The 26,739-nt window shown below is 68.8% G+C and carries 17 protein-coding genes; 9 read left to right on the top strand and 8 right to left on the bottom strand.

Annotated elements, in window-relative coordinates; all coding sequences use genetic code 11:
- The first annotated feature begins 158 nt into the window (after window positions 1-158).
- Complete coding sequence (gene poxB, locus K8P63_RS13090; protein ID WP_223796470.1) at window positions 159-1,886, top strand: ubiquinone-dependent pyruvate dehydrogenase; 1,728 nt, start codon at window positions 159-161, stop codon at window positions 1,884-1,886.
- Window positions 1,887-1,901: 15 nt separating this feature from the next.
- On the opposite strand, the gene K8P63_RS13085 is transcribed toward poxB, so the two are convergent.
- Together K8P63_RS13085 and K8P63_RS13080 are read right to left on the bottom strand one after the other, a co-directional pair.
- Entirely contained in the window at window positions 1,902-2,903 is a 1,002-nt protein-coding gene (locus K8P63_RS13085) for an MBL fold metallo-hydrolase (protein WP_223796469.1), read from the bottom strand.
- A 45-nt stretch (window positions 2,904-2,948) separates the two neighbouring features.
- Window positions 2,949-4,475 (bottom strand): sialate O-acetylesterase, encoded by a 1,527-nt coding sequence (locus K8P63_RS13080; protein ID WP_223796468.1) that lies wholly within the window; start codon window positions 4,473-4,475, stop codon window positions 2,949-2,951.
- A 510-nt stretch (window positions 4,476-4,985) separates the two neighbouring features.
- On the opposite strand from K8P63_RS13080, the gene K8P63_RS13075 reads away from it, so the two are divergent.
- Window positions 4,986-6,764 (top strand): ATP-binding cassette domain-containing protein, encoded by a 1,779-nt coding sequence (locus K8P63_RS13075; protein ID WP_223796467.1) that lies wholly within the window; start codon window positions 4,986-4,988, stop codon window positions 6,762-6,764.
- A gap of 4 nt (window positions 6,765-6,768) precedes the next feature.
- Here K8P63_RS13075 and treY read toward each other — a convergent pair whose 3' ends face one another.
- Genes treY through glgB form a run of 5 tightly spaced genes read right to left on the bottom strand, consistent with a single transcriptional unit; the run spans window position 6,769 to window position 17,108 of the window.
- Window positions 6,769-9,219 (bottom strand): malto-oligosyltrehalose synthase, encoded by a 2,451-nt coding sequence (treY, locus tag K8P63_RS13070; protein ID WP_223796466.1) that lies wholly within the window; start codon window positions 9,217-9,219, stop codon window positions 6,769-6,771.
- Entirely contained in the window at window positions 9,216-11,141 is a 1,926-nt protein-coding gene (gene malQ, locus K8P63_RS13065; protein ID WP_223796465.1) for a 4-alpha-glucanotransferase, read from the bottom strand. The genes treY and malQ overlap by 4 nt, the downstream gene beginning before the upstream one ends.
- Entirely contained in the window at window positions 11,141-12,856 is a 1,716-nt protein-coding gene (treZ, locus tag K8P63_RS13060) for a malto-oligosyltrehalose trehalohydrolase (RefSeq protein WP_223796464.1), read from the bottom strand. The genes malQ and treZ overlap by 1 nt, the downstream gene beginning before the upstream one ends.
- A complete protein-coding gene (gene glgX / locus K8P63_RS13055) occupies window positions 12,853-14,958 on the bottom strand; it encodes a glycogen debranching protein GlgX (protein ID WP_223796463.1) in 2,106 nt (701 codons plus the stop codon). The genes treZ and glgX overlap by 4 nt, the downstream gene beginning before the upstream one ends.
- Window positions 14,955-17,108, bottom strand: a complete 2,154-nt coding sequence (gene glgB / locus K8P63_RS13050) for a 1,4-alpha-glucan branching protein GlgB (RefSeq protein WP_223796462.1) — start codon at window positions 17,106-17,108, stop codon at window positions 14,955-14,957. The genes glgX and glgB overlap by 4 nt, the downstream gene beginning before the upstream one ends.
- A gap of 131 nt (window positions 17,109-17,239) precedes the next feature.
- Between glgB and glgC the strand changes: the two genes are divergently transcribed.
- Window positions 17,240-18,508 carry a glucose-1-phosphate adenylyltransferase gene (gene glgC / locus K8P63_RS13045; RefSeq protein ID WP_223796461.1) on the top strand — a complete coding sequence of 423 codons (1,269 nt, stop codon included), beginning with the start codon at window positions 17,240-17,242 and terminating at the stop codon, window positions 18,506-18,508.
- A complete protein-coding gene (glgA, locus tag K8P63_RS13040; RefSeq protein WP_223796460.1) occupies window positions 18,508-19,950 on the top strand; it encodes a glycogen synthase GlgA in 1,443 nt (480 codons plus the stop codon). Before glgC ends, glgA begins: the two co-directional genes overlap by 1 nt.
- On the opposite strand, the gene K8P63_RS13035 is transcribed toward glgA, so the two are convergent.
- The gene (locus K8P63_RS13035; RefSeq protein ID WP_223796459.1) at window positions 19,947-20,324 is read right to left on the bottom strand and encodes a DUF2934 domain-containing protein; all 378 of its coding nucleotides are present in this window, start codon (window positions 20,322-20,324) and stop codon (window positions 19,947-19,949) included. The genes glgA and K8P63_RS13035 overlap by 4 nt on opposite strands.
- 228 nt (window positions 20,325-20,552) lie before the next feature.
- On the opposite strand from K8P63_RS13035, the gene K8P63_RS13030 reads away from it, so the two are divergent.
- The 5 genes from K8P63_RS13030 to K8P63_RS13010 all read left to right on the top strand — a co-directional run bounded on the left by K8P63_RS13030 (window position 20,553) and on the right by K8P63_RS13010 (window position 26,734).
- Window positions 20,553-21,647 carry an SGNH/GDSL hydrolase family protein gene (locus K8P63_RS13030; RefSeq protein WP_223796458.1) on the top strand — a complete coding sequence of 365 codons (1,095 nt, stop codon included), beginning with the start codon at window positions 20,553-20,555 and terminating at the stop codon, window positions 21,645-21,647.
- 34 nt (window positions 21,648-21,681) lie between these two features.
- Window positions 21,682-23,310 (top strand): family 43 glycosylhydrolase, encoded by a 1,629-nt coding sequence (locus K8P63_RS13025; protein ID WP_223796457.1) that lies wholly within the window; start codon window positions 21,682-21,684, stop codon window positions 23,308-23,310.
- Between the two features lie 46 nt (window positions 23,311-23,356).
- Window positions 23,357-23,956: a TIGR02466 family protein gene (locus K8P63_RS13020; protein WP_223796456.1), complete on the top strand. Its 600-nt coding sequence runs from the start codon at window positions 23,357-23,359 to the stop codon at window positions 23,954-23,956.
- Between the two features lie 191 nt (window positions 23,957-24,147).
- Window positions 24,148-26,196, top strand: a complete 2,049-nt coding sequence (locus K8P63_RS13015; protein WP_223796455.1) for a phage tail sheath family protein — start codon at window positions 24,148-24,150, stop codon at window positions 26,194-26,196.
- A 16-nt stretch (window positions 26,197-26,212) separates the two neighbouring features.
- The gene (locus K8P63_RS13010) at window positions 26,213-26,734 is read left to right on the top strand and encodes a phage tail protein (protein WP_223796454.1); all 522 of its coding nucleotides are present in this window, start codon (window positions 26,213-26,215) and stop codon (window positions 26,732-26,734) included.
- Window positions 26,735-26,739: the final 5 nt, after the last annotated feature.

Below are 26,739 nucleotides of genomic sequence, written 5' to 3'. Positions count from 1 at the left end.
CCAGCCGGGCCGTTCAGGATCAGGCGGATAAAACTCATCAAACTGTTCGATGAAACCGAAAAGACGCCGAGCGAAATCATCACCGCAGCGCGTGCCAAAACGCGACCGGGGCGATATCGCGGTCCGCACGTTGGGACGGCGAAATTGAAGGATGGATGATGGCCAAGCAGTCGGTAGCCGATCAGATCGCTGACACTCTCTACGCCGTCGGCGTGCGCCGCATCTTCGGGCTGGTGGGGGATTCGCTCAACGGGCTGACCGATGCCTTGCGCCGCAAGGGGCAGATCGAGTGGGTGCATGTCCGCCATGAAGAGGCCGCCGCCTTCGCCGCGGGCGCAGAGGCGCATCTGACCGGCGATCTCGCAGTCTGCGCGGGCAGTTGCGGGCCGGGCAACCTCCACCTCATCAACGGGCTGTACGATTGCCACCGCAGCCGCGTGCCGGTGCTGGCGATCGCGGCGCACATCCCGACCGCCGAACTCGGCAGCGGCTATTTCCAGGAAACCGATCCCGGCAAGCTGTTCGCCGAGTGCAGCCATTATGTCGGGCCGGTGGCGACCGTGTCGCAGGTCGGCCGGACGCTCGACATCGCGATCCGCGCGGCGATCGGGCAACGCGGCGTCGCCGTGGTCGTGATCCCCGGCGACGTCGCGCTGGAGGAGGCGCCGCCGCTCGCGCCGACGCGCTGGCTCAAGCCGGTCGCGCCGGTCGTCTGCCCGGCGGAGCCGGAGCTGGACGCGCTTGCCGGGATGCTGAACGGCGCCGAGCGGGTGGCGATCCTGTGCGGAGCAGGCTGCGCGGGGGCGCATGACGAGGTGGTTGCGCTCGCCGATCGCCTCAAGGCGCCGGTCATCCATGCCATGCGCGGCAAGGAGCATGTCGAATATGATAATCCGTTCGACGTGGGCATGACCGGGCTGATCGGATTCTCGTCGGGCTATCATGCGATGATGAACTGCCAGACATTGCTGATGCTCGGCACCGACTTTCCCTACCGCCAATTCTATCCGACCGATGCGCGCGTGGTGCAGGTCGACATCCGGCCGGAGAATCTCGGGCGCAGGACCAAGCTCGACCTCGGTATCGTCGGGGACGTGAAGACGACCGTCGCGGCGTTGCTGCCGCGGCTCGAGGCGGCGGCGAGCCGCTCCTATCTCGATCAGGCGCTGGTGCATTACCGGCGCGCGCGCGAGGAACTGGACGAACTCGCGGTCGGCCGGCCGGGGCGCAAGCCGATCCACCCGCAATATCTCGCGCGCGTGCTGGACGAGGTCGCCGCCGACGATGCGATCTTCACCGTCGATGTCGGGACGCCGGTGGTGTGGGCGGCACGCTACCTGCGCATGAACGGCCGCCGGCGGCTGATCGGTTCGTTCACCCACGGATCGATGGCGAATGCCATGCCGCAGGCGATCGGCGCGCAGGCGACCTTTCCGGGCCGGCAGGTCATCTCCTTCTCGGGCGACGGCGGCTTCGCGATGATGATGGGCGATTTCCTGACGCTGACGCAGGAGAATCTGCCGGTGAAGGTTGTCGTGCTCAACAACGGCACTTTGGGCTTCGTCGAGCTGGAGATGAAGGCCGGCGGCTTCCTCGATGCGGGCACCGAGCTCAGGAACCCCAATTTCGCCGAGATGGCGAAGGCCGCGGGCGTGTTCGCGATCCGCGTCGAGGATCCGGCCGACCTGAAGGATGCGCTGGCGGCGGCGCTGGCGCATGACGGGCCGGCTTTGGTCGACGTGGTCACCAATCGCATGGAACTGGCGATGCCGCCCAAGACCACGCTGGAGCAGGCGAAGGGCTTCGGCATCTATCTCGCCAAGGCGATCATGAGCCATCGCGGCGACGAGATCGTCGAGCTGGCGCAGACCAACGTCTGGCGCTGACCGAACCGCGCGCCGCTATCGGCGCGCCGGTCCCGCGCCGTCGAAGGCGTAGCATCCGCCGGGCTGCGCCGCGACGAAGCGGTGGGGTGCGATGCCGGCACGCGCCAGCGCCGCGTCGAGTGCGACGAGCGGCGCGTCGCGGCTTTCGTCGGTGAGCCGGAACGTGCCCCAGTGGATGCCGAGCGCGTGGACCGCGCCGAGATCCTGCATGATGCGCACCGCCTCATCGGGATCGACATGCTGGGCGGCCATGAACCAGCGCGGTTCGTAGGCGCCGATCGGGATCAGTGCGACGTCGGGGGCGCCATAGCGGGCGCGCATGTCGCGGAAGATCGCGCCGTCGCCATAGCCGGTGTCGCCCGCGAACCAGATGCTGCCGGCCGGCGTGTCGATCCAGAAACCGGCCCACAGCGCCATGCGGCGATCGCCGATCCCGCGCGCCGACCAGTGATTGGCGCGGGTCAGCGCGGTGGACGCGCCGTGGCCGAGCTTGATCCGGTCGTGCCAGTCGCCGGTCGCCATCCGCGCGGTAGGCAGATGCTTGCGGAGGATCGCGTCGTTGCCGAGCGGCACGACCATCAACGGGTCGTGCGCCGCATGCAGCCGCCGCAGCGTCGGCACGTCCATATGGTCGTAATGGTTGTGGCTGACGAGCACCGCGTCGATCGGCGGCAGGTCCGCGAAGTCGATGCCCGGCGGCGTCACCCGGCCGGGGCCGGCGAAGGAGAGCGGGCTGGCGCGGCGCGACCAGAGCGGATCGGTGAGGATGTTGAGCCCCGCCGCCTGGATCAGCACGGTGGCGTGGCCGACCATCGTGACCCGCAGCCCCGCCACCCGCGCATCGGGCTTGGCCGTCGTGACCGGCATCGCGTGCGGCCAGCGCTCGGCCGCGCCAGCCAGCTTCCAGCGCACCACCTGGCCGAGCGAGCGATCGGTTTCCGCCTCGCCGGGGTTGAAGAAACGGAGCCCATCGAAATGATCGCTGACCGGACCGGCATAATAGGGATTCTCGGCCATCTCCATCACGATAGCGGCAGAGTCGCCCCCTGTGCAGGGCCGCCGTCAGGGAAAGACGAGATGGCCGTCGAGCCTTTCTTCCGAGGTGAAGGTTGAGGCGGGCAGGCCGGCGGCATTGTACAGGCTGCCCGGCACGACGTTGCTCCAATTGTAGCGGACGTAACGCGGCGCGGCGACGCTGCCCGAGACGATCACGCCGTCGCCGTCGATCCGCGCGGTCGCGGGCACGAAACGGTGGTCGGCCCCGGCGATCTCGAAGCCGCTCACCGGCGCGCCGCGGCTCGTCAGCCCGGCGGCATTGTCGAACCACACGCGCATGCCGTCGCCGGTGCCGGTCGCCTGGCGGAACAAGGGCGGCAAATAGGCGACGCGCTCGCCATAGGCGACGCCGCGCGCGGCGAGCGCCAGCCGCGCGGCGACCGTCTGCTTGTCGCTCGGGTGGACGTTCGCCGGATCGCCGACGTCGGTCGTCACCGCCATCGCCGTATCCACCAGCGCGAGCGTGCGGCGCTGCGCGTCGCGGACGATGCCCCATTCCTCCTTGGGTGAATCGAACGACGAGATCTGCGCGAACAGGAAGGGGAAATTGCCCTGCGCCCAGGCGTGGCGCCAGTCGACGATCAGCCCGCGGAACAGATCGGCGTAGAAGGGCGCGCGCGCGACATTGCTGTTCGTCTCGCCCTGATACCAGATCACGCCCTTGATGCCGTAGCCGGTGAACGGCGCGACCATCGCGTTGTAGAGCGCCGACGGGCGATAGGCCTCCTCGGGCGGGTGCCAGTCGTGCGGCGGCGGGGTGCCGCCCTGCGCCTTGATCGCGGCATCCTCGCGCGCCTCGGCGGCAAGCGCGAGATCGGCGTCGGTCTGGTCCCGCTGGAAGCGCGCGCGCGCGTTGAGCGAGGGGGCGAGCGCCGCATCGGACGCGAAGGCATCGGCCGACACCCAGCTATCGGCGGGCGTGCCACCCCAGGTCGAATCGATCACGCCGACCGTGACATGCTCGCGCGCGGCGATCTCGCGCGCGAAGAAATAGCCGATCGCCGAGAATTTCGCGGCGGTGGCGGGCGTGGTGGTGGTCCACGTCGCATCATTGTCGCGCAGCGGCACCGCGCTGCCCTTATGCTCGATCCGGAGCAGGCGGATATGCGGGTTGGTCGCCGCGGCGATCTCCGCATCGGCATTCTTGACGTGCGCCGTCGGCGGGAAGCCGGCGAGCGGCATCTCCATGTTCGACTGGCCCGACGCGAACCACACGTCGCCCAGCATCACGTCGCTGGCGCTGGCCTTGCCCTCGGCCGCGCCGCCGTCGACTGTCAGCACATAAGGGCCGCCCGCCGGCTCGGGTGCGAGCCACGCCTCGAAGCGGCCGAGCCGATCGGCTACCGTCGCGACATGCTGGCCGTGGAGCGCGATCGTGACCGGCGTGCCGGCGACGGCCCAGCCCCATATGTGGAGCGGCCGGTCGCGCTGGAGCACGGCATGATCGCTGAACAGGTGCGGCAGTTTGATCTCGGCGGCGGCAGGCGATGCGGCACAGGCGAGCAGGAGCGCGGCGATCGATAGCTTGGACATAGGTTCCTCTCCCGTCCGGCGGCGATGTCGTGGGCGGCTGCGGCGCGCCCTTGCCGCGGACCTGCTATGTTTCGGCACCGCGTGCAACTTTGTTGTCGAGCGCGGGCGTGTGGTCGGTCAGCCAGACCGGCGGAAGGTGACGAAGGTGACACTACGTCAGGGGTGGGTGCGCTTCCCGGCGTGTCAGCCGACCCCGTCCGCACCGCCATTCCCGGATCGCCGGACCGGCCCGCGATGGAGCGATGCCGGCCGGGGCGAAGCGGGCGACTGTTCGGTCATGCGCATGGAAAGCGACTCCTCGGCAAGGGCAGCAGCCCGACCATCTGACTCGCCAAATCCTACTTTGCAAGCCAAATGTTCACTATACGTTCCAAGGCCGGGCAGGCACGGTCTTAACCTTTGTCAGTCGTCGGTCACCTTCTGTTAACCATCAAAGTTTAGAGAGGCCGCCGTCGCCAGGATGGCAAATGCCCCGGCGACAGACCCGACACCACGAACAAGCAGGGCAGCATGGCAGGCTTCGCAGCACGCGGCGCTTACGCGCGTCACCACGTCTTTTTTCGCGCCATCGGCAAGTTGCGGCCGGAGGCCGGCAAGGCGCTCGCATTGGCGGCGTCGGGCGGCCTCGTCGCCCTGCTGCAGGTTGTCGAGCCGGTCCTGTTCGGCCGCGCGATCAACGGCCTCACCTCGGGCGCGAACCCCTTGCCGTTCGTGGCGATGTGGTGCGGCATCAGCATCGCCGCCTTCCTCGGCGGGATGGTGATCTCGCTCGGCGCCGATCGCCTTGCACACCGCCGCCGGCTGGCGGCGATGGCGCGCTTCGTCGAGCATCTGCTGGCGCTGCCGCCGGCCTTCCATTTCCAGGCGCGCGCCGGACGGCTGATGCGGATCATGATTTCCGGCTGCGAGAATCTGTTCGCGCTGTGGCTGCCGCTGCTGCGCGAGCAGATCGTCAACGGCGTGATCCTGCTCGCGCTGCTGCCGATCGCGGTCGTCACCAACTGGCGGCTCGCGCTCGTGCTGGTGGCGCTGCTCGTGGCCTATACCGGGGTCAATCTGGTGGTGCTGCGCCGCACGTCGCACGGGCAGGCGCATGTCGAGAACCAGTTCACCGATCTTTCGGGCCAGCTCGGCGACCTGTTCGGCAACGTGACCGTGCTGCAGAGCTTCCTCGCCGTGCCGGGCGAATTGCGCTCGATCCGCACCTCGCTCCACGAATTGCTGCACGCCCAATATCCGGTGCTGAACTGGTGGGCAGTGTCGGCGGTGCTGACGCGCGGCGCATCGTCGATCGCGATCGTCTCGATCTTCGCGATCGGCGCGTCGCTGGCGGCGCATCATCTCGCCACGGTCGGCGACGTCGTCACCTTCGTCGGCTTCGCGACCCTGATGATCGCGCGGCTGGAGCAGCTGACCAGCTTCATCGTCGGCCTCGCCCAGCGCTTCCCCGCGCTCGAGCAATTCTTCGATGTGCTCGACGAGGAATCGCACATCAAGGAGCTTCCGGGCGCCGCACCGCTGCAGGTGACGCGCGGGCACATCCGTTTCGACGAGGTGTCGTTCCGCTATCCGGGCGGCAACGGCCGGGTGCAGAACCTGTCGTTCGAGGTGCAGCCGGGCGAGACGATCGCGATCGTCGGGCCGACCGGATCGGGCAAGTCGACCGCGCTCGGCCTGTTCCAGCGCGCCTTCGATCCCGATGCGGGCCGCATCCTGATCGACGGGCAGGACATCAAAAGCGTCACGCTCGCCTCGCTGCGCGCCTCGACCGGGGTCGTGTTTCAGGAGGCCGGGCTGTTCAACCGCTCGATCGCCGAGAATATCGCGATGGGCGATCCGCACGCGACGATGGAGCGGATCGAGGCGGCGGCGCGGCTCGCCGGCTGCCACGACTTCATCATACGCAAGGAGGGCGGCTATGCCGCGCCGGTCGGCGATCGCGGGCAGGGCCTGTCGGGCGGCGAGCGCCAGCGCATCGCCATCGCCCGCGCTTTGCTCAAGAATGCGCCGATCCTGCTGCTCGACGAGGCGACCAGCGCGCTCGACGTCGCGACCGAGGCGCGGCTGCAGGCGAGCCTCGACCTGCTGCGCGAGGGGCGCACCACCTTCGTGATCGCGCACCGCCTGTCGACCATCCGCTCGGCCGACCGCATCATCGTGCTGGATCATGGCCGCATGATCGAGACCGGCACGTTCGACGAGCTGGTCGCGCGCGGCGGCACCTTCGCCGGGCTCGCGCGCGACGCGGGGCTGGCGGAGGGTCGGCCGGCGGTGGCGCTCGCCGCCTGAGCGGCTAACGCACGCGCAGCGCGATCGGCGCCTCGCCGAGCAGATCCGCAACGTCGAGGCGTTCATCGTTGAACGCCACCGCCGTGTCGCCGAGCCAGTCGGGCGCCAGCGCGAGGCTGTCCGCGCGCGCGCCGGAGAGGCACAGCAATGGCGCCACGACCAGCAGCGCCTCGCCCTCCGCCTCGCGCGCGAACGCGACGATCCGGTCGGCGCGCGCCCCCGTCACCGCCAGCGGGCGGAGCGGGGCCGCGAACAAAGCGGGCTTGTCGCGGCGCAAGGCCAGTGCGGCGGCGATCAGCGCCTGCTTGACCCGGCCGGTGCGCCAGTCGTGCAGCAGGGTCGGCGCGTCGGCCCAGTCCGCGACCGGGAACCGCGCCGCATAATCGACCGGACGGCGATTGTCGGGATCGACCAGGCTCAGATCCCACAGATCGGTGCCCTGGTAGCAATCGGGCACGCCGGGAAGCGTGTAACGCAGCAATGTCTGGACGAGGCCGTTGATCGCGCCGGCCGGGGCGATGCGATCGACGAAGGCGGCGATGGCGGCGCGGCTGGTCGCATCGTCCAGCGCCGCGCGGATGAAGCCGGCGCACGCTTCCTCATAGGCCTCGTCGGGCGCGGTCCACGACGAGCGTAGCTTCGCCTCGCGCACCGCCTTGCGCGACCAGTCGGCCACCCGCCCGGCGAAGCCGTCGAGCCCGTCATAAGGCAAGGCGCCGACGATCGTCTGGAGGATCATCGCGCGGTCGCCGGGGTCCACCCCGTCGCCCACCGCATCGAAGCGGGCGAGCAAGGCGGCCCATTCGTCGGGCGCCTCGCTCAGCACCGCCAGCCGCGCGCGCACATCCTCGCCGCGCTTGTGATCGTGCGTCGCGGTGGCGAGCATCGCATGCGGATAGTCGCGCGCGCGCTCCGCGATCCGCTGCAAAAACGTCGCAGGCGATTGCGCGAAGCGGGCGGGATCGAAGCCGACATCGTTGCGCGAGAGCAGCCGGCCGTAGCGGTAGAAGGCGGTATCCTCGACCGCCTTGGCCGCCAGTGGCGCGCTCAACTGCTCGAAGCGCCGCGCCGCGTCGCGCGCCGCGCCTTTGCTTTCGCCCGCATGCATGATCCAGCCGACCAGCCGGTCGATGATGTCGGCCTCGCCCGGTGCCGCCGATGCGCGCGCGGCGTCGGCGGCGCGGCGCAGCCGCTCGCCGCCATCCTCGGCGGTGCCGGCATAGGTGCGGTAGGCGGAGAAATTGACCAGCAGCCCGGTAAGCGCGCGGCGGATCATGCCGGCGGTGACGTCGCGCGTGGCGGCGTCGGCGCGCGCGAGGCGGTGGAAGGCACAGGCGACCGCGCCGAGCTGGCCGGGGAAGGTGCGCTCGATTATCTCGATCCGCGCTTCATGCTCCTCGTCTGCGAAGCGTGGCGAGCGGCCGCTCGTCTGCGCCCACAGCGCGTTCAGGGGCGCCTCGCCCGCGGGATCGTGCAGCAGGGCCGCGACCTCGTTCATGAAGTCGTAGCCGCTGGTGCCGTCGGTCCGCCAGTCGCGCGGCAGGCGCTCGTCGGCGGCGAGGATCTTCTCGACCACCAGATAGCCGGGCTCGGCGCGGACGGTATCCATCGCACCACGCAGGCGCTGCAGGTAGGTGGTCGGGTCGCTGAGGCCGTCGACATGGTCGATGCGCAGCCCGTCGATCAGCCCCTCGCCATAGAGACGCAGCGGCAAAGCGTGGACGGTGTCGAAGACGTGCGCATCCTCGATCCGCAGCCCGGCCAGCTCGGTGATGTCGAAGAAGCGACGCCAGTTGATCTCGTCGGCTGCGGTGCGCCACCAGGCGAGGCGGTAATGCTGGCGTTCGAGCAATGCGTGCAGCCGCTCGGCGCCGGCGGGGTCGCGCCCGTCGTGCAGCGCGGGCAGATCGGCGTCGGCGGGGAAGGCGGCGCGATCCTCGGCGCGGATCGGGAAACGGTGCGTGCGGTGCGCGACGATCGCGCTGCCGTCCGCCTCCAGCACCAAGGCGCCCGAAGTCAACGCCTCCCAGTAAGGCATGCCGAGGAAGGGCGCGTGGAGCTTGCCGTGCAGCGCCGGATCGGCCGGATACCAGTCGATGTCGAAGAAGCAGGCGTGCGGGCTCGCCGGCCCCTGCGCCAGCACGTCGAGCCACCACGGATTGTCGGCGCCGCCGACCGCCATATGGTTGGGCACGATATCGACGATGATGCCGATACCGCGCGCGCGCAGGGCGGCGGCCATTGCGCGGAAGCCGTCCTCGCCGCCCAGCTCGGGGTTGATCCGCGTCGGATCGATCGCGTCATAGCCGTGGGTCGAGCCGGCGCGCGCGGTGCCGATCGGCGAGGCATAGAGGTGGCTGATGCCGAGATCGGCGAGATAGTCGGCCAGCCCGGCCGCGCGATCGAAGCCGAAGCCGGAATGGAACTGGATGCGGTAGGTCGCGCGCGGGATCATGCGGGCCTTTCGGTGCGGAACGTGCGGGTGTGGCGGGCGACGTCGGGCCGGGCGAACAACGCCTCGGCCTTGTCGGGCAGGCGGCGGCGCCAGTTGGGATGCTCGTCGATCGTGCCGGGCAGGTTGGGCGCCTCGTCGAGCCCGAGCAGATCCTCGACCGGCACGATGGCGAGTGTCGAGGGCGTCCCGGCGACGAATGCCAGCGCGGCATCGACGACGGGGGCGGGGACGTCGGCGGCGGGCGCCGGATCGGTGGCGGCCCCGGCATCGGTGAAGGCGCGCCACAGCAATGCGCGATCATCCGCACGCTCCGCCCGTTCCTTCGCCCGGTCGCCGGCGGCGCCCAGCGTCTCGCGCCAGTCGATATCCTTGGCCTGCCACCAGCCGGCGACGGGGGGCAGATCGTGCGTGCTGGTCATCGCCACCGCATCGCGATCCCACGCAGCGGGCGGGCGGAAGCTGCGGTCGGGCATGCGCTCGAACGGCAGCACGCGCATGCCGAGCAGGCCGCGCGCGGCGAGCGTGTCGCGCAGCCCTTCCGGCACCACGCCGAGATCCTCGCCGATCACGATCGCGTTGGCGCGGGTCGATTCCAAGGCGATCAGGCGGAGCAGATCCGCTTCGGGCTGGCGCAGATAGGCGCCGTCGAGCGGCGAGGCGCCGCTCGGCACCACCCACAACCGGCGCAGGCCGAGCGCATGATCGAACCGCACCCCGCCGGAATGGCGCATCGCGCTGCGCAGCAGGTCGATGAACGGCTGGTAGGCCCTGGTGCGCAGCGCGAACGGCGAGAAACTGGTGATGCCCCAATTCTGCCCCTCGGCCTGGAAGGCGTCGGGCGGCGCGCCGATGCCGATGCCGAGCATCAGCTCGTCGCCGCGCGCCCACGCATGGCTGCCGCCGGCGTCGATCCCGACCGCGATGTCGGCGACCAGCCCGATCCGCATCGCGGAGGCCACCGCTGCCGCGTCGCCGAGGTCGGTCTCGGCGCGCCACTGGAGAAAGAGATGGAAGTCGATCGCGTCGCCATGCGCCTGCGCGAAGGCGGCGACAGCGGGGGAGGCGGGGGTGCGATACGGCTCGGGCCAGCCCTGCCAGCCGCGCGCCCCGGTCGCCGCGAAGAAGTGCGCGTATAGGGCCTCGAACAGAGCATGCTGGCGCAGGCCGGCATCGGCGGTGGCCCGGAACGTCGCAAAGCCCGGATCGTCGCGCATCGCCGCATAATCGCGCTGGAAGGCGGCGAGTTTGGCATGGACCGCGGAGGGCCAGTCGATCAGGTCGCCATCGGCGGCCGGCGCGTCGCTGGTCGTGGCATACCAGGGGTTGAGGTAGATGCGGCTCGACGGCGAATAGGGGCTGTAGCGGCTGGGATCGGCGGTGAAGAGCGCGTGGACCGGGCTCAGCATCACCGCATCGGCCCCGGCGCGCGCGGCGTGGCCGGCAAAGTCGCCGAGCGCGCGGAAATCGCCGAACGCGCCGTCGCCGCGCAGCGAATAGACCTGCACGGCGAGACCCCAGGCACGCGCATCGGCGGGCAGCACCGCGCAGCGCGGCGGCGCGACGATCAGCGGCAGCACGCCGCCGGCATGTTCGAGCCGATGATAGCCGGCCGTGGCGATCGCAGGCGCGGCGGCGAGATCGAGATCGCGCGTCGTGCCGTCTTCCAGATGGAGCAGGCCGCGCCCGGACAGGCCGGTGAGCGGCGCGCCGGCGTCCACGATCCGGGAGGTGTCGGCGGTATCGGCACGCAGCCGCGCGGCGCTCTCGGCGCATTGCGCGGCGCTGCCGCAGGCGAGGCCGAGCCCCGACAGCACGGCGCGCAGGCTTTCGATCGAGACGCGGCGCGGCTTGCTGTCGGCATCCTCCCAATCGATCAGGATGCCGGCGGCCTCGGCCAGCGCGGTGACGGCGGCGTCGCTCATCAGGCGATCCAGGCGGCGAAGCTGGCGGACGGCAACGTACCGTCGATGGTCTCGGCACCGATCGCCACCAGCAGCGTGGCTTCGGGCGCCGCGAACGGCACGGCATCGTCGCCGAGGTTGATCGCGAGCGTGAGCTGCTCCGCGCCGATCCGCCAGCGCGCGACCACCGCCTTGGCGCCGATCGCCTCGGCACCGAGCGCCGCGGCATCGTCGAGCCGGGGCATGATCCGTTCGCGGCGCAGCACCAGCAGCTGCGTGTAGAGCGCGCGCCACGCATCGGCATCCGGGCCGGGCAATGCGCGCGAGCGATCGAAGGTCGTCCGCGCATTCGGATCGGGAATATGGTCTCGCGCGCTCTCGTCGGCAAAGCCGGGATGGCCGGCAAATTCGCCGCGCCGCCCCTCGCGCACCGCGTCGGCCAGCTCGTCGTGGAAATCGGTGAAGAACAGGAACGGGCTCTCCGATCCGGTCTCGTCGCCCATGAAGGTCAGCGGGATCTGCGGGCAGAGCAGGAGCAGGCCGGTGGCGGCGCGGAGCCGTTCGCGGCTGGTGAGCAGGGTCAGCCGCTCGCCCAGTGCGCGATTTCCGATCTGGTCGTGATTCTGCAGGAAGCTGACGAAGCGCGTCGGCGGCAGATGCCCGCTCGGGCTGCCGCGCGGTTTGCCCTTCTGGTTGGGCGAGCCTTGGCCCTGATAGATGAAGCCCTCGGCGAGGCAGCGCGCGAGCCGTTCGGCCGGCGCTTCTGCGAAATCCTTGTAATAACCGTGCGTTTCGTACGTCAGCAGCACGTGGAGGACGTTGTGGAAATCGTCGTTCCACTGCGCGTCGTAGCTGGTTTCCAGCCGCGCGGCGTCGTTATGCTCGTTCTCCAGCACCAGATGGATATGACGATCGGGCACGCCGGCGCGGATCTCCGCCGCCATCCGGTCGAGGAAGGCGTTGTCGGCGATCGCGTGGACCGCGTCGAAGCGCAGCCCGTCGAAACGGAAGTCGCGCAGCCAGTAGAGCGCATTGTCGATGAAGAACTGCGCCACCGGCGCACGCCCGAAATCGATCGCGCCGCCCCATGGCGTGTGGACGTCGGCCTTGAAGAAATCGGGCGCATAGGCCGACAGGTAATTCCCGTCCGGGCCGAAATGATTGTAGACCACGTCGAGCAGGACCATCAGCCCTTGGCCATGCGCGGCATCGATCAGCGCCCTGAGATCGTCGGGCGTGCCGTAGCTGGCGGCAGGCGCGTAAGGCAGCACGCCGTCATAGCCCCAGTTGCGCGTGCCGCCGAACGCGGCGAGCGGCATCAGCTCGATCGCGGTGAAGCCGATCGCGGCGAGCCCCGGCAGCATTTCGGCCAGCCCCGCATAGCCGCCAGCCGCGCCGACATGCACTTCGTGGATCACCGCTTCGCGCCACGGCCGACCGCGCCATTCTTGCGCCTGCCAGCGATAGCCGGCGGGATCGGTGACGATGCTCCAGCCGTGCACGCCGCCATCCTGCGCGCGCGACGCCGGATCGGGCACAATAGCGCCGTCGGGCAGGCGGAAGCGATAGCGCGCGCCCGCGCCGCACGCGGCCTCGACCGCGAACCAGCCGTCGCCGGCCGGCGCCATCGCGAGCGGCGGCGGGCCGTCGATCTCCAGCGTCAGCGCGTCGAGCGCGGGTGCCCACAATGCGAAGCGCGTGCGATCGGGGGCGAGCAGCAGCGGACCCCAGCTCATTCGTCGATCGGCCCGTTGGAGTAGATCAGGATGGCGGTGCGGTCGGCCACCGCGATCGTCTGCTCGGTCAGGTCGCGCTCGCCGATATTCGTGTCCGAACTGTCGACCAGCAGGCGCCGATAACGGTGCGGCTCCGGCAGGTCGAAGTCGATCGTCGCCTGCGATCCGTTCATCAGCAAGGTGATCGCCTCGAACCCGCCATCCCCGGTCAGGCTCGCGCGGCGCATCGTCAGCGCCTTGCCCTCGGGATTCTGCCAATCCTCGGGCGACAGGCACTGGCCGCGCTCGTCGAACCAGTCGATATTCTTGATGCCGGGCGCGATCTCCTCGCCGTAGAGGAAGGCGTTCGACCGCACGAGCGGGTAATGCTTGCGGATCAGGATCAGCCGACGGACGAAGTGGATCAGGCTCTCGCCCGCCTCGCTGCGTGCCAGCTTCCAGTCGAGCCAGCTGATCTCGTTATCCTGCGCATAGGCATTGTTGTTGCCATGCTGGGTGCGGCCGAACTCGTCGCCGGCAAGCAGCATCGGCGTGCCGAGCGAGGTGAGCACGGTGATGAGCATCGAGCGGCGGACGCGCTCGCGCACCGCGTCGATCGCCGCATCGTCGGTCGGTCCCTCGGCGCCCCAGTTGCACGACAGATTGTCGCTGTGGCCGTCGCGATTATCCTCGCCATTGGCTTCGTTGTGGCGCTGCTCGTACTGGACGATGTCGGCGAGCGGCTGGCCGTCGTGGCTGGCGACATAATTGACGCTGGCCCACGGCCGGCGCGCGCGGCGATCGAACAGGTCGCCCGATCCGGCGATGCGCGCGGCGAAATCGGGGCGGACGCCGGGGTCACCACGCCAGAAGCGGCGCGTGTCGTCGCGGAACTTGTCGTTCCATTCGGCGAAGCCGGGGGGATGATTGCCGAGCTGGTAGCCGCCCGGCCCGATGTCCCACGGCTCGGAGATGAGCTTGACCCGGCCCAGCACCGGATCCTGGCGCAGCACGTCGAAGAAGGAGGCGCCGGGATCGAACGCGCCGTCGCCGGTGCGGCCGAGCGTCGCGCCGAGATCGAAGCGGAAGCCGTCGATGCGATAGCTTTCGGCCCAATGGCGCAGCGAATCGGTCACCATCTGCAGCACGCGCGGCTGATCGAGGTTGAAGGTGTTGCCGGTGCCGGTATCGTTCACGCAGTAGCGCGGATTATCCTTCTGCAGCCGGTAATAGGTCGCATTGTCGAGCCCGCGGAAGCTCATCGTCTGGCCGAGCTCGCTGCCCTCGGCGGTGTGGTTGTAGACGACGTCGAGGATCACCTCGATCCCCGCCGCATGGAAGCGGCGCACCGCCAGCCGCAGATCGTCGGCGTCGCCGCGCCCGAGATAGCGCCCCTCCGGCGCGAAGAAAGCGAGCGTGTTGTAGCCCCAGTAATTGGTCAGCCCCTTCTGCTGCAGGAAGCGATCCTGCACGAAGCCGTGAATCGGCATCAGCTCGATCGCGGTGATGCCGATCCGCTGGAGATGTGCGATCACGTCGGGATGGCTGAGCGCGCGATAGGTGCCGCGCTCGGCCGACGGCACGCTCTCCATCAGCTTGGTCAGGCCCTTGACGTGCGCCTCGTAGATGATCGTTTCCGACCACGGCACGTTCGGCCGCCGATCGTCGCCCCAGTCGAACGCATCGGTGACGACCACCGACTTCGGCATCGCCGCGGCACTGTCGCGCCGGTCGAAGCTGAGGTCGGCCTTGGGCGAGTTGACGCGATAGCCGTGGAGCGCGTCGGTCCAGCGCACGCGCCCGAACGTCTTGCGCGTATAGGGATCGAGCAGCAACTTGTTCGGATTGAAGCGGTGCCCTTCCTCGGGCGCATAGCGGCCGTGCGCGCGGAAGCCGTAGAGCAGGCCGGGCCGCGCATCGGGCAGGTAGCCGTGCCAGATCTCGTCGGTCCATTCGGGCAGTTCGAGCCGGGCGAGTTCCTGCCGGCCATGCTCGTCGAACAGGCACAGTTCGATCTTTTCGGCATGTGCCGAGAAGACCGCGAAATTGACGCCGAGCCCGTCGAACGTGGCACCGAGTGGATAGGGGATGCCACTTTCGAGGCGGGTAGGAATACGGCTCAAACGTGAGGCCCTTCGTGACGGAGGATGATGGTGGCGAGCGGCGGCAGCGTCAGCTCCAGCGACTGCTTCTGGCCGTGGCTCGGGACGGCGGCGGTCTGCGGATCGGCGGCGTGGCCGAGCCCGCTGCCGGCATAGCGGACGGCATCGGAGTTGAAGACCTCGCTCCAGCGCCCGGCGCCAGCGACACCGACGCGATAATGGTGGCGCGGCACCGGCGTCATGTTGACCGCGCACAGCAGGGCGGCACCGCCATAGGGCGAGGTGCGGCGGAACACGAACACGCCATTCTCCGCATCGTCACCGACGATCCATGCGAAACCGCGCGGATCGGCGTCGCTCTGGTGGAGCGCGGGCTCGGCGCGATAGACCGCGTTGAGATCGCGCACGAGCGCCTGGATGCCGGCATGATCGGCCTCGCGCAGCAAGGCCCAGTCGAGCTGGCCGTCATGATGCCATTCGGCCCATTGCGCGATCTCGCCGCCCATGAAGAGCAGTTTCTTGCCGGGATGCGCCCACATGAAGGCGAGATAGGCGCGCAATGTCGCGAACTTCTGCCAGCGGTCGCCCGGCGTCTTCTCGATCAGCGACCCCTTGCCGTGGACGACCTCGTCGTGGCTGAGCGGCAGGATGAAGCGCTCTGAGAAAGCGTAGACCAGCCCGAAGGTCATGTCGCCATGATGCCAGCGGCGGTGGATCGGCTCATACTCCACATAGCGGAGCGTGTCGTTCATCCAGCCCATGTTCCACTTGTAGGTGAAGCCGAGCCCGCCATGCTTCGGCGGGGCGGTGACGCCCGGAAAGGCGGTCGATTCCTCGGCGATGGTGATCGCGCCGGGGCAGCGCTCGGCGACGACCTCGTTCATGCGGCGCAGGAAGGCGATCGCCTCGAGGTTCTCGCGGCCGCCATATTGGTTCGGCACCCATTCGCCGGCCGGGCGACTGTAATCGCGGTAGAGCATCGATGCGACCGCATCGACGCGCAGCCCGTCGACGTGGAACTGCTCCAACCACCACAGCGCCGAGGCGATCAGCATCCCCGTCACCTCCTGCCGGCCGAGGTTGAAGATCAACGTGTTCCAGTCGGGGTGATAGCCTTCCTTGGGATCGACATGCTCGTAGAGCGCGGTGCCGTCGAACCAGGCGAAGCCGTGCGCGTCGGAGGGGAAGTGCGCGGGCACCCAGTCGAGGATCACGCCGATGCCGGCGGCGTGGCAGCGATCGACGAAGCGCGCAAACTGCTCGGCGGTGCCGTAGCGCGCGGACGGCGCGAATTGCGAGAGCGGCTGATAGCCCCACGATCCGCCGAACGGATGCTCCATGATCGGCATCAGCTCGACATGGGTGAAGCCCATCTCGACCAGATAGGGGATCAATTGGTCGCCGAACTGCTCCCAATCATGCTCGCCGCCGTCCCACGGCCGGCGCCACGACGCGGCATGGACCTCGTAGACCGAGATCGGCGCACCGGGATGCTGGCGCTCGGCGCGGTCGGCCATCCACGCATCGTCGCTCCAGCCGAAATCGGGCGCGGGGGCGACGATCGAGGCGGTGGCCGGCGGAAGCTCGGTCGCGCGCGCCAGTGGATCGGCCTTCTCGCGCCACACGCCGTCGGCACCCAGCACCGCATATTTGTAATGCGCGCCCGCGCCGACGCGCGGCACGAACAATTCCCACACGCCGGCATCGTGGCGCAGCCGCATCGGCAGGCGCGTTCTGTCCCAGCCGGCGAAATCGCCGATCACGCTCACCGCGCGCGCATTCGGCGCCCACACGGCGAAGGCGGTGCCGTCGATGCCGTCATGCTCCACCGGGTTGGCGCCGAGCCGCAGCGGCAGATCCCAGTGCCGGCCCTCGCGCAGCAGGTGCAGGTCGAGGTCGCCGAGTACCGGTCCGAAGGCGTACGGATCCTCGCTCTCGCTGGTCGCGCCGTCGGGCCATGTGACGCGCAGCACGTAAGGGCCTTCGCCGGAAAACGGACCCGCGAACACGCCTTCGGGCGAGCCCGCGGCAAGCGCGGTTTCGCGCCCGCCCGCGACGAGCGTCACCGCGGTCGCGCCCGGCTGAAACGTGCGCGCCAACCCGTCATGCGGGCCCAGGAAGGAAAACGGGTCGTGCAGCCAATCGATCGACGTGAGTTGCGCCTGCTGCACCCTTTGCCCCTTCATTCGCTGGCTTCCGAACGTCGCAACCGCCGGGAAGTGCCCGGCGATCTTTATTGCTATGATGTCATGGAACCCGAAGCGTCAAAACGGCTTCATGGTGGACAAGAGAAGGATGCCCAATGCCGCCAAGTGCAACGTTGCGAGGCCTCGTCACCCGGCAGGCCATGGCCATCGTGCTGGCGGGTGGGCGCGGCAGCCGATTGATGGAGCTGACCGACAGCCGCGCCAAGCCCGCAGTCTATTTCGGGGGCAAGACGCGGATCGTCGATTTCGCGCTGTCGAACGCGCTCAATTCGGGCATTCCGCGGATCGGCGTCGCCACGCAATACAAGTCGCACAGCCTGATCCGCCACCTGCAGCACGGCTGGAGCTTCTTCCGCCCCGAGCGGAACGAGAGCTTCGACATCCTGCCCGCGAGCCAGCGCATCTCGGAAGAGAGCTGGTATCTCGGCACCGCCGACGCGGTTCACCAGAACCTCGACATCATCGAGAGCTATCGCCCGAAGTACATCGTCGTCCTCGCCGGCGATCATATCTACAAACAGGATTATGGCGTGATGCTGGAGGAGCATTGCGAGTTCGGCTCCAGCGTGACGGTCGGCTGCGTCGAGGTGCCGCGCGCGGAGGCGACGGCGTTCGGCGTGATGCACGTCGACGAGCAGGACCGCATCCTCCATTTCCTCGAGAAACCGGCCGATCCGCCGGCGATGCCGGGCCATCCCGATCTCGCGCTCGCCAGCATGGGCATCTACGTGTTCGAGACGTCGTTCCTCGCCGACATATTGCGCGAGGATGCGGCCGATCCGAACTCGTCGCACGATTTCGGCAAGGATATCGTGCCGAAGCTGGTGCGCGACGGTAATGCGCGCGCGCATCATCTCAGCAAGTCGGCGCTGCGCTCGGGGCCGACCGGCGAGCCCTACTGGCGCGACGTCGGCACGCTCGATGCCTTCTTCACCGCGAACCTCGACCTGACCAACACCGTTCCTGAACTCGACCTCTACGATCGCGAGTGGCCGATCTGGACCTATGCCGAGATGACGGCGCCGGCCAAGTTCGTCCATGACGAGGATGGCCGGCGCGGCGAGGCGGTGTCGTCCTTGGTGTCGGGCGACTGCATCGTCTCGGGCGCCGGCCTGCGCCACTCGCTGCTGTTCACCGGCGTGCGCGTCAACAGCTTCTCGACGATCGAGAATGCGGTGCTGATGCCGCGCGTGCAGGTCGGCCGCTCGGTGCAGTTGCGCAACGTGATCGTCGACAGCCGCGTCATCATTCCCGAAGGGCTTGTCGTGGGCGAGGATCCCGAAGAGGATGCGCGACGCTTCCGTCGCACCGAGAATGGGGTCTGCCTGATTACCCAGAAGATGATCGACGCGCTGGACCTCTGATGCCGCTGTCGCTCCTGTCGGTCACGCCCGAAGTCTATCCGCTCGTGAAGACGGGCGGGCTGGCCGACGTCGCCGGCGCGCTGCCCGCGGCGCTGGCGGCGGAGGACGTGGCGGTGACCACCTTCGTCCCCGGCTATCCGGCCGTGCTGGGCGCAATCGGCGATGCGGCCGTCGTCCACGCCTACGATGCGTTGATGGGCGGCCCGGCGACGTTGCGGCGGGCGACAGTGGCGGGGCTCGATCTGCTGGTGCTCGACGCGCCGCATCTGTTCGCGCGCGACGGCAATCCGTATCTCGGGCCGGACGGGCGCGACTGGCCGGACAATCCGCTGCGCTTCGGCGCGTTCGCGCGCGCGGCGGCGGACGTCGCATCGGGGCTGCTGCCCGATCTGCTGCCCGACGTCGTCCAGCTGCACGACTGGCAGGCGGCGCTGACGGCGGTCTATCTGCACTACGATCCGCCCACGCGGCGGCCGGGCGTGGTGATGACGATCCACAATCTGGCGTTCCAGGGCATCTTTCCCGCCTATCTGCTCGGCGCGCTGGGGCTGCCGGCCGAGGCGTTCGCGCTCGATGCGCTCGAATATTACGGGTCGATCGGCTTCCTCAAGGGCGGCCTGATCTTCGCCGACCGCATCACGACCGTCTCGCCGACTTATGCAACCGAGATCACGACGCCCGAGGGCGGAATGGGGCTCGGCGGCCTCCTCGCCGGGCGCGGACAGGTGCTGTCGGGCATCCTCAACGGGATCGACACCGACGTGTGGGATCCGGCCGCCGATCCGCGCATCGCGGCGCGTTATTCCGCAGCCGATCTTGGGGGACGCGCGGCCGACAAGAGCACGCTGCAGCGTGCATTCGCCCTGCCCGAGGCACCCGAGGCCTTCGTGATCGGCTCGGTGGGGCGGATGACCGAGCAGAAGGGCATGGACCTTCTGCTCGCCCTGCTGCCCGAACTCGGCGAGGTGCAGATCGTGTTGCTCGGGAGCGGCGATGCGGGGATGGAAGCGGCCTTCGTCGCGGCGGCGGCGGCAAGCCCCGATCGCGTCGCCTGTCGCATCGGCTATGACGAGGCGCTGTCGCACCAGATCCAGGCGGGGTCGGATGCCTTTCTGATGCCGTCGCGGTTCGAGCCGTGCGGCCTCACCCAGATGTATGCGCTGCGCTATGGCGCGGTGCCGATCGTCGCGCGGGTCGGCGGGCTGGCCGATACGGTGATTGACGCGAGCCCCTATGCGCTGGCGCAGGGGGTCGCGACCGGTTTCCAGTTCGCGCCCGGATCGGTGCCGGCGATGCGCGCCGCAATCCGCCGCGCGGCCGAGCTTTACCGCGACGACGAAGCGGCGTGGGCGCAGCTCCAGCAAAACGGCATGGCGACCGACTGTTCGTGGAACAGCGCGGCAAAGCAATATGCCGCGCTGTTCCGGTCGATCCGCGCTTAGGGCTTCTTCGGCTTGACCGTGCGCGGTGCGCGCGTGGCCTTCACCGGCGGCTTGGCGGCAGCGGTGGGCGTTTCGCTGACGGCAGGCGCCTTTGCGCTCGCCGCCGGGGCGGGCTTGGCGCTTGCGGCCGGAGCCGGAGCCGGTGCCGGCTCGGCGGCGGGCGCAGGCGCGGCCACGGCGCTTGCCTTCTTGGTATATTTGCGCGGGGCGGCCTTCGCCTTGGGCGCCGGCGTCTCGACCGTGCTCGCATCGACATCGCGCGCGGCATCGTGCCAATGCTGGTCGTGGCGACCGCCGGGACGGCCTTCTTCTTCCCAGATGGCGTAGGCGCGTTCGCTTACCTTGCGATGCCGCTCTTCATGCTTGTCCGTCATATCGGTGCCTTTGATTTGGGGGACATATGTCCCGTCCGCCTGAGCATTGGCGCCGATACGATAATGCCGGGCACCGGCGCATCAACCCAGATGTGGCATAATCGTTCGCTTTGCAAAGCAGCGCCGCGCGATTTTATTCAGTCATTCCAGTCGGTCGTTCGAACAGGGGCGCTCGCATCGACGCGATGGGCGCGCTACCGACACCGCGAAACGAGGAGAGGCACGACGATGCGCAGGTTCGCGATGGGATGCGTGTTGCTGTTTGCCGCGAGTGCTTCGGCCGCCGCCCGGCTCGCGCCGGCGCCGGGCGATGCCGCCGGGCTGACGGCGCTGCCGACGCGCGTCGGCGGTCGCGCGGTCGCGGACGGAGCGGCCGGTTTTCGCCGGCAATGGCCGGGCACATATTTCGAGACAGGGTTTCGTGGCACGGCGGCGTTCTTCCGCGTCGGCGCCGGTGACGTCATCCTCCACGTGATGGTCGACGACGCGCCGATCGGCACTTTGGTGAAGCCCGCGCCCGGCCTCTATCGCCTCGACGATCTCGCGCCCGGCGCGCATCGGCTGCGCGTCGAGGTGACATCCGAAAGCCAGGCGGCGCCGACCGCGTTCGGCGGTTTTCTCGCCGCCACGGGCACGATGCCCGTCGCGCTCGCGGCGAAGGCGCGACGGATCGAGTTCGTCGGGGATTCGCATACGGTCGGTTACGCCAACACCTCGCATAAGCAGGAGTGCACCACCGACGAGGTGTGGGCGACGACCGACAGCAGCGCGGGCCTCGGCCCACGTCTCGCGCGGCATTACGATGCCGATTACCGGATCGACGCGATCTCCGGGCGCGGCGTGGTGCGCAATTATAACGGCTTCGCCGCCGACACGCTGCCGCGCGCTTACCCGTTCGCATTGTTCGACCACAGCGCCCGCGCCGACGATGCGGGCTGGCGTCCGCAGGTGATCGTCATCGCGCTCGGCACCAACGATTTCAGCACCGCCTTGCACGACGGTGAGCTGTGGAAGACGCGCGACGCGCTCCATGCCGATTTCGAGGCGACCTATGTGCGGCTGGTGCAGATGCTGCGCGCGCGCGATCCGCACGCCTTCATCATCCTGTGGGCGACCGAGAAGGCTGATGGCGAGATCGAGGCGGAGGTATCGCGCGTCGTCGCGGCGCTGCGCGCGAAGGGGGAGACGCGGCTCGCTTACGTGCCGATCGACGGCCTCGCTTTCTCGGCCTGCCACTCGCACCCGTCGCTGGCCGACGATGCCGCGATCGCCGACCGGCTTGCCGCCGTCATCGACGCGCGGCACGACGTGTGGCGCGATTAGACGACGGTCCGCTTTCGCCGGGAAGGAATAGTTCATGCCGATATCGCGCCGCACGATGCTCGAGGCTGCTGCACTGTCGCTGGCCGGGACGGCGCCGGTGCGCGCCGCGTCCCCTGCCTGTCGCGACGGCGCTGCGCCGGCCACCGGCTGGAGGCCCGGCATCGAGGGGCAACGGCGCGCCGATCTTGGCGACGGCCGCTACCTCAACCCGATCGTGTCGGGCGACCGCGCCGACCCCAACGTGCTGAAGGATGGCGCGGATTATTACGCGACCTTCTCCAGCTTCGATCATTATCCCGGCATCATCATCTGGCATTCGCGCGATCTGGTGAACTGGCAGCCGATCGGGCCGGCGCTGCGCACACCGATCGGATCGGTCTGGGCGCTCGACATCGCCAAGCATGACGGCCGTTATTTCATCTACATCCCGGTCTTCGTACCGCCCACGCCCGAAGCGCCGTCGCGATCGCCGTTCCGCGTCTACGTCATCCACGCGGACAGCATGCACGGGCCGTGGAGCGAGCCGCACGACATGGCGATCGAGGGCTATATCGATCCCGGCCATGCGGTCGGCGAGGATGGTCGGCGCTATCTGTTCCTCGGCGATGGGCATCGCGTGCGGCTGAGCGACGACGGCCTGTCCAAGGCCGGGCCGATCGAGAAGGTCTATGACGGCTGGCCGATCCCGCCCGACTGGGTGGTCGAGGGCTTCGCGCTGGAGGGGCCCAAGGTGCTCCGCCGCGGCGGCTATTTCTATCTGTTCTCGGGCGAGGGCGGGACTGCAGGGCCGCCGACCAGCCATATGGTGATCGTCGCGCGCGCGCGTTCAATCCTCGGGCCGTGGGAGAATTGCCCGCACAATCCGATCGTCCACACCGCCAGCCGCACCGAGCCGTGGTGGTCACGCGGCCACGCGACGCCGCTCGAGGCACCCGACGGCAGCTGGTGGCTGATCTATCATGGCTATGAGAATGGCCTACGCACGCTCGGCAGGCAGGTGCTGCTCGAGCCGTTCACGTGGACCGCCGACGGCTGGCCCAAGGCGACAGGCGGCATCCTGCCAGGCCCGCTGCCGAAGCCGCGTGGTGCGGTCGCGGGAGCGCACGGCTTCGCGCTCTCGACCGATTTCGCACACGACACGCTCGGCACCGCGCTGACCTTCTTCAAGCCGCAGCCGGGCTATCTCGAACGCGCGCGGTTCGGGGCCGGCGGGCTGCGGCTCAAGGGGCAGGGCAGCGGGCCGGCGGACGCCTCGCCGCTCGCGATGATCGTCGGCGAGCCGGTCTATCGCGTCACGGTCGATCTGGAGGTGCATGACGGCGGCGAGGGCGGGCTGCTGCTGTTCTACGACGACAAACTGTTCTGCGGCGTCGGCGTGACCGAGGGCAAGCTGCACAGCTTCCAGGGTGGCACGCGCCAGATGTGGCCGGCGCGCCCGACCATCGCCGGGCGCCGGGTGCATCTGCGCGTGGTCAATGATCGCGAGATCGTCACTTTCTCCTATAGCGAGGACGGCACGCATTGGGCGCAGGTCGTGTCGTTCGAGGTGTCGGGCTACAACCACAATATGGGCGGCGGCTTCCTCAGCCTGCGGCCGGCGATCTACGCCGCCGGGCCGGGCGAGGTGCAGTACCGCTCGCTCGCCTTCGCCGCCGGCGCCTGACCAGGGCGAGGATTGGCAAAAGGCGGCGGCGACCCTAACGGGGCGCATGGGAACGCGCAGCCTGTTCGCGACGATGTTCAGCGAGACCGCGCTCGACGATGCGGCCTTGCTCGACGAACTGGCGGAAAGCTGCCGGATGCTGGCGCAGGAGGATCGCGCCGGGCGCCGCTGGTCGCGCGAGCATGGCTTTCGCGGCTACACGTCCTACGCCTCGCTCAACGATCTGCCGCAGCGCGATCCGGTGATCGGCGCGCTGGTCAAGCGGCTCAACCGCCACGTCGCTGCCTTCGCGCAGGATTGCGCGTTCGATCTCGCGCGGCCGCTGCGGCTCGACAGCCTGTGGGTCAACGTGATGAAGCGCGGGGGCACGCACTCGGGGCACATCCACCCGCACAGCGTCGTGTCGGGCACGCTCTACGTCGCGGTGCCGCCCGGATCGGGTGCGCTGAAGCTCGAGGATCCGCGGCTGGCGATGCTGATGGCGGCGCCGCTGCGACGGCCCGATGCGGTCGAGGCGCTGCAACCGTTCGTCTATTGCCCGCCGCAGGCCGGCACGATCTTCCTGTGGGAAAGCTGGCTGCGGCACGAGGTGATGCCGAGCGACGCGAACGACGAGCGCATCTCGATCAGCTTCAACTATCGCTGAGATTATCCGCGACGCATCTACGGTCTCGCCGCATGACGAGGGTGCGTGGATGAGAATTCGGCGCGGTCGCCTTGCCGTGCGCCATATTATAGTTAATATTCGATCTGCGGGGGCGGAGTCGGATTAGTTAACGATCGTCCCAAGCCTATGAACAACCGCGATTCTTCGTGGGTGGGGGAGGGGCGTTCGGCATGCTGCAGTTTCGGCAACCCGGGGTTTATCTTCAGGAAGTGTCGAGCGGGGTCCATGCGATAACGGGCGCGACGACCTCGGTCGCGCTCTTCGTCGGGCCGACCCTGTCGGGCATCGACGGGCGCGCGATCCAGCTCCAGAATTATGGCGACTTCGCCCGCTTCTTCGGCGGTCTCTCGCCGACGTCGAACCTGTCTTATTCGGTGCTGCATTTCTTCGCGAATGGCGGCGGCGAGGCGTTCGTCGTGCGCGTGCCCGCCAGCGGCGCGACCGAGGCGGCGATCACGCTCAATTCGCTCGGCACCACCGCGCTGGGACTGACCGTCACCGCGCTCGGCTCGGGCGCGGCCGGCGCCAACCTGTATGTCGAGATCGACCCGTTCGAGATCGGCGCCGATCCGTTCGGGGCGGCCGCCGACACGACCCGCTTCAACCTGACCGTCGCCGACGTGACGAGCGGTGCGGTCGAGACGTGGACCAAGCTCTCCACCTCCGGCACGGACGTGCGCAAGGTCGATACGGTCGTAAACGATATCGGCTCGGGTTCGCGCTTCGTCGCGGCCGATGCGGGGCCGGCGCTGGCCGGTCCGCCGGCCACGCCCGCTGTGGCGCCGCGCCCGACCGGGACGGTGATCGAGCTTGGCGCGCTGCCGGCGGGCCCCAAGTTCGCGAAGGACGAGTGGCTGACGCTCTCGATCACGCCGATCAAGGCCGACGGCACCGCCGGCACGGCGATCCAGGTCGACGGCCTGATCGTGTTCGCCAAAGACGATCTGGTGCCGCGCACGCCGCAGGAGTTTCGCGGCCGGCTGGCGAGCGCGCTCAACGGCGCGCTGCGTGCCGATCCCGCGATCAAGACCGCGCTGCAGGGGCTGGAGCTGGACATCGGCCTGTTCGAGACGGGGCGGCTGCTGCGGCTGCGGCTGGGCACGGTGCCGGTGGCGGGGCTCACGACGAAGCTCAACGACGCCAAGGTCGAGCTGGTCGCCAAGGCGGCGGACGCGACCCATGCGTCGCTGCTCGCCGACTTCAACCTGACCGTCCGCTCGACCAACGTGTCGCGCTACCAGCTCGGGCTGATCTATGACGAGCAGCATGCCGCGCCGACGGCGGGTGTGGACGGCGATCCGAACGGCCAGCCGAGCGATGCCGATTTCCTCGCGGCGATCTCCGCGCTCGAGACGCCCGATCCCTATTTCAACACATTGTGCCTGCCCGATCTGGTGCGCGGCAGCGCCGCCGACGCGACCGTGCCGCTCCACGCCAACATGATGGCCTGCTATGCCGAGGCGGCGCGCATCTGCGGGCTGAAGCATGCCTTGCTGCTGGTCGATCCCGCACCCAACGTGCTTGACGTCGATGCCGCCGAGAATTGGAAGTCGACCCAGTTCACCTTCAGCTCCACCTTCGCCGCCGCCTTCTGGCCGACGATCCGGGTGGACGACCCGCTGGTGCCGGGCGCGATCCGGTCGCATCCACCCTCGGGCGCGATCGCCGGCGTGATCGCGCGCACCGACGGCAATGTCGGCGTGTGGCAGGCGCCCGCGGGCACCGACGCGTTCATCGCCAGCGCTTATGGCCCGTCGGTGGTGGCGTCGGATGCCGATCAGGGGCGGCTCAACCCGATCGCTCTCAATGTGATCCGGCAGTTCCCGATCTTCGGCACGGTCAATTTCGGATCGCGCACGCTGGACGGCGAGGATGCGCGCGCGAGCGACTGGAAATATCTGCCGGTGCGGCGCACCGCCAACTACATCCTGCAGAGCCTCGGCCAGGGGCTGCGCTGGGCGGTGCACCAGCCCAATGGCGAGGCGCTGTGGGCGCAGCTGCGCATGAACGTGAACGCCTTCATGCAGACGCTCTTCCGCCAGGGCGCGTTCAAGGGCACGTCCGCCGCCGACGCCTATTTCGTCCAGTGCGACGGGTCGACCACCACCGCCGACGACATCAACAAGGGCATCGTCAACATCCAGGTCGGTTTCGCGCCGCTGAAGCCGGCCGAGTTCGTCGTCGTGACGCTCCGCCAGATCGTCCAGGCCAATCAATAAGACATAGGGGGGCAAGATGGGGGATTTTGCGACCAATGCGCGTCGGCTCGACCCGTACAAGAACTTCAAGTTCCGGGTGAAGTGGGACGGGCGTTACGTCCTCGGCGTCTCCAAGGTGTCGGTGCTGAAGCGGACGACCGAGATGGTGAAGCACCGCTCCGGCGGCGATCCGTCGGGCAGCTTCAAGTCGCCCGGCCGTACCGAATATGACGCGATCACGCTGGAACGCGGCGTCACCCACGATCGCGGCTTCGAAAGCTGGGCCAACAAGGTGTGGGATTATGGCAGCCAGCCCGGCGGCGAGATGAGCCTCGCCGATTTCCGCAAGGACATCATCATCGAATTGCTCAACGAGGCCGGGCAGGTCGTGGTGGTCTACAACGTCTATCGTTGCTGGGTGTCCGAATATCAGGCGCTGCCCGATCTCGACGCCAATGCCAACGCGATCGCGATCAGCAAGATCAAGCTGGAGAATGAGGGCTGGCAGCGCGACATCGCCGTCGCCGAGCCGAAGGAACCCGTGCTGGCGAACGCGTGAGGCCG

The sequence above is a fragment of the Sphingomonas nostoxanthinifaciens genome (assembly GCF_019930585.1).
GTDB classification, from domain to species: Bacteria; Pseudomonadota; Alphaproteobacteria; order Sphingomonadales; family Sphingomonadaceae; genus Sphingomonas_I; species Sphingomonas_I nostoxanthinifaciens.
The sequence above is the reverse complement of the archived record's forward strand: the minus strand, read 5'-3'. Positions and strand labels throughout refer to the sequence as shown.

What these genes read in the sequence shown, in the direction of transcription:
- treY (WP_223796466.1), bottom strand. Translation starts at nt 9,219, where the DNA reads ATGATCCCGCGCGCGACCTACCGCATCCAGTTCCATTCCGGCTTCGGC.
- K8P63_RS13010 (WP_223796454.1), top strand. Translation starts at nt 26,213, where the DNA reads ATGGGGGATTTTGCGACCAATGCGCGTCGGCTCGACCCGTACAAGAAC.
- treZ (WP_223796464.1), bottom strand. Translation starts at nt 12,856, where the DNA reads ATGAGCTGGGGTCCGCTGCTGCTCGCCCCCGATCGCACGCGCTTCGCA.
- K8P63_RS13085 (WP_223796469.1), bottom strand. Translation starts at nt 2,903, where the DNA reads ATGGCCGAGAATCCCTATTATGCCGGTCCGGTCAGCGATCATTTCGAT.
- K8P63_RS13020 (WP_223796456.1), top strand. Translation starts at nt 23,357, where the DNA reads ATGGGAACGCGCAGCCTGTTCGCGACGATGTTCAGCGAGACCGCGCTC.
- glgA (WP_223796460.1), top strand. Translation starts at nt 18,508, where the DNA reads ATGCCGCTGTCGCTCCTGTCGGTCACGCCCGAAGTCTATCCGCTCGTG.
- glgC (WP_223796461.1), top strand. Translation starts at nt 17,240, where the DNA reads ATGCCGCCAAGTGCAACGTTGCGAGGCCTCGTCACCCGGCAGGCCATG.
- poxB (WP_223796470.1), top strand. Translation starts at nt 159, where the DNA reads ATGGCCAAGCAGTCGGTAGCCGATCAGATCGCTGACACTCTCTACGCC.
- K8P63_RS13030 (WP_223796458.1), top strand. Translation starts at nt 20,553, where the DNA reads ATGCGCAGGTTCGCGATGGGATGCGTGTTGCTGTTTGCCGCGAGTGCT.
- K8P63_RS13035 (WP_223796459.1), bottom strand. Translation starts at nt 20,324, where the DNA reads ATGACGGACAAGCATGAAGAGCGGCATCGCAAGGTAAGCGAACGCGCC.
- malQ (WP_223796465.1), bottom strand. Translation starts at nt 11,141, where the DNA reads ATGAGCGACGCCGCCGTCACCGCGCTGGCCGAGGCCGCCGGCATCCTG.
- K8P63_RS13075 (WP_223796467.1), top strand. Translation starts at nt 4,986, where the DNA reads ATGGCAGGCTTCGCAGCACGCGGCGCTTACGCGCGTCACCACGTCTTT.
- K8P63_RS13015 (WP_223796455.1), top strand. Translation starts at nt 24,148, where the DNA reads ATGCTGCAGTTTCGGCAACCCGGGGTTTATCTTCAGGAAGTGTCGAGC.
- K8P63_RS13025 (WP_223796457.1), top strand. Translation starts at nt 21,682, where the DNA reads ATGCCGATATCGCGCCGCACGATGCTCGAGGCTGCTGCACTGTCGCTG.
- K8P63_RS13080 (WP_223796468.1), bottom strand. Translation starts at nt 4,475, where the DNA reads ATGTCCAAGCTATCGATCGCCGCGCTCCTGCTCGCCTGTGCCGCATCG.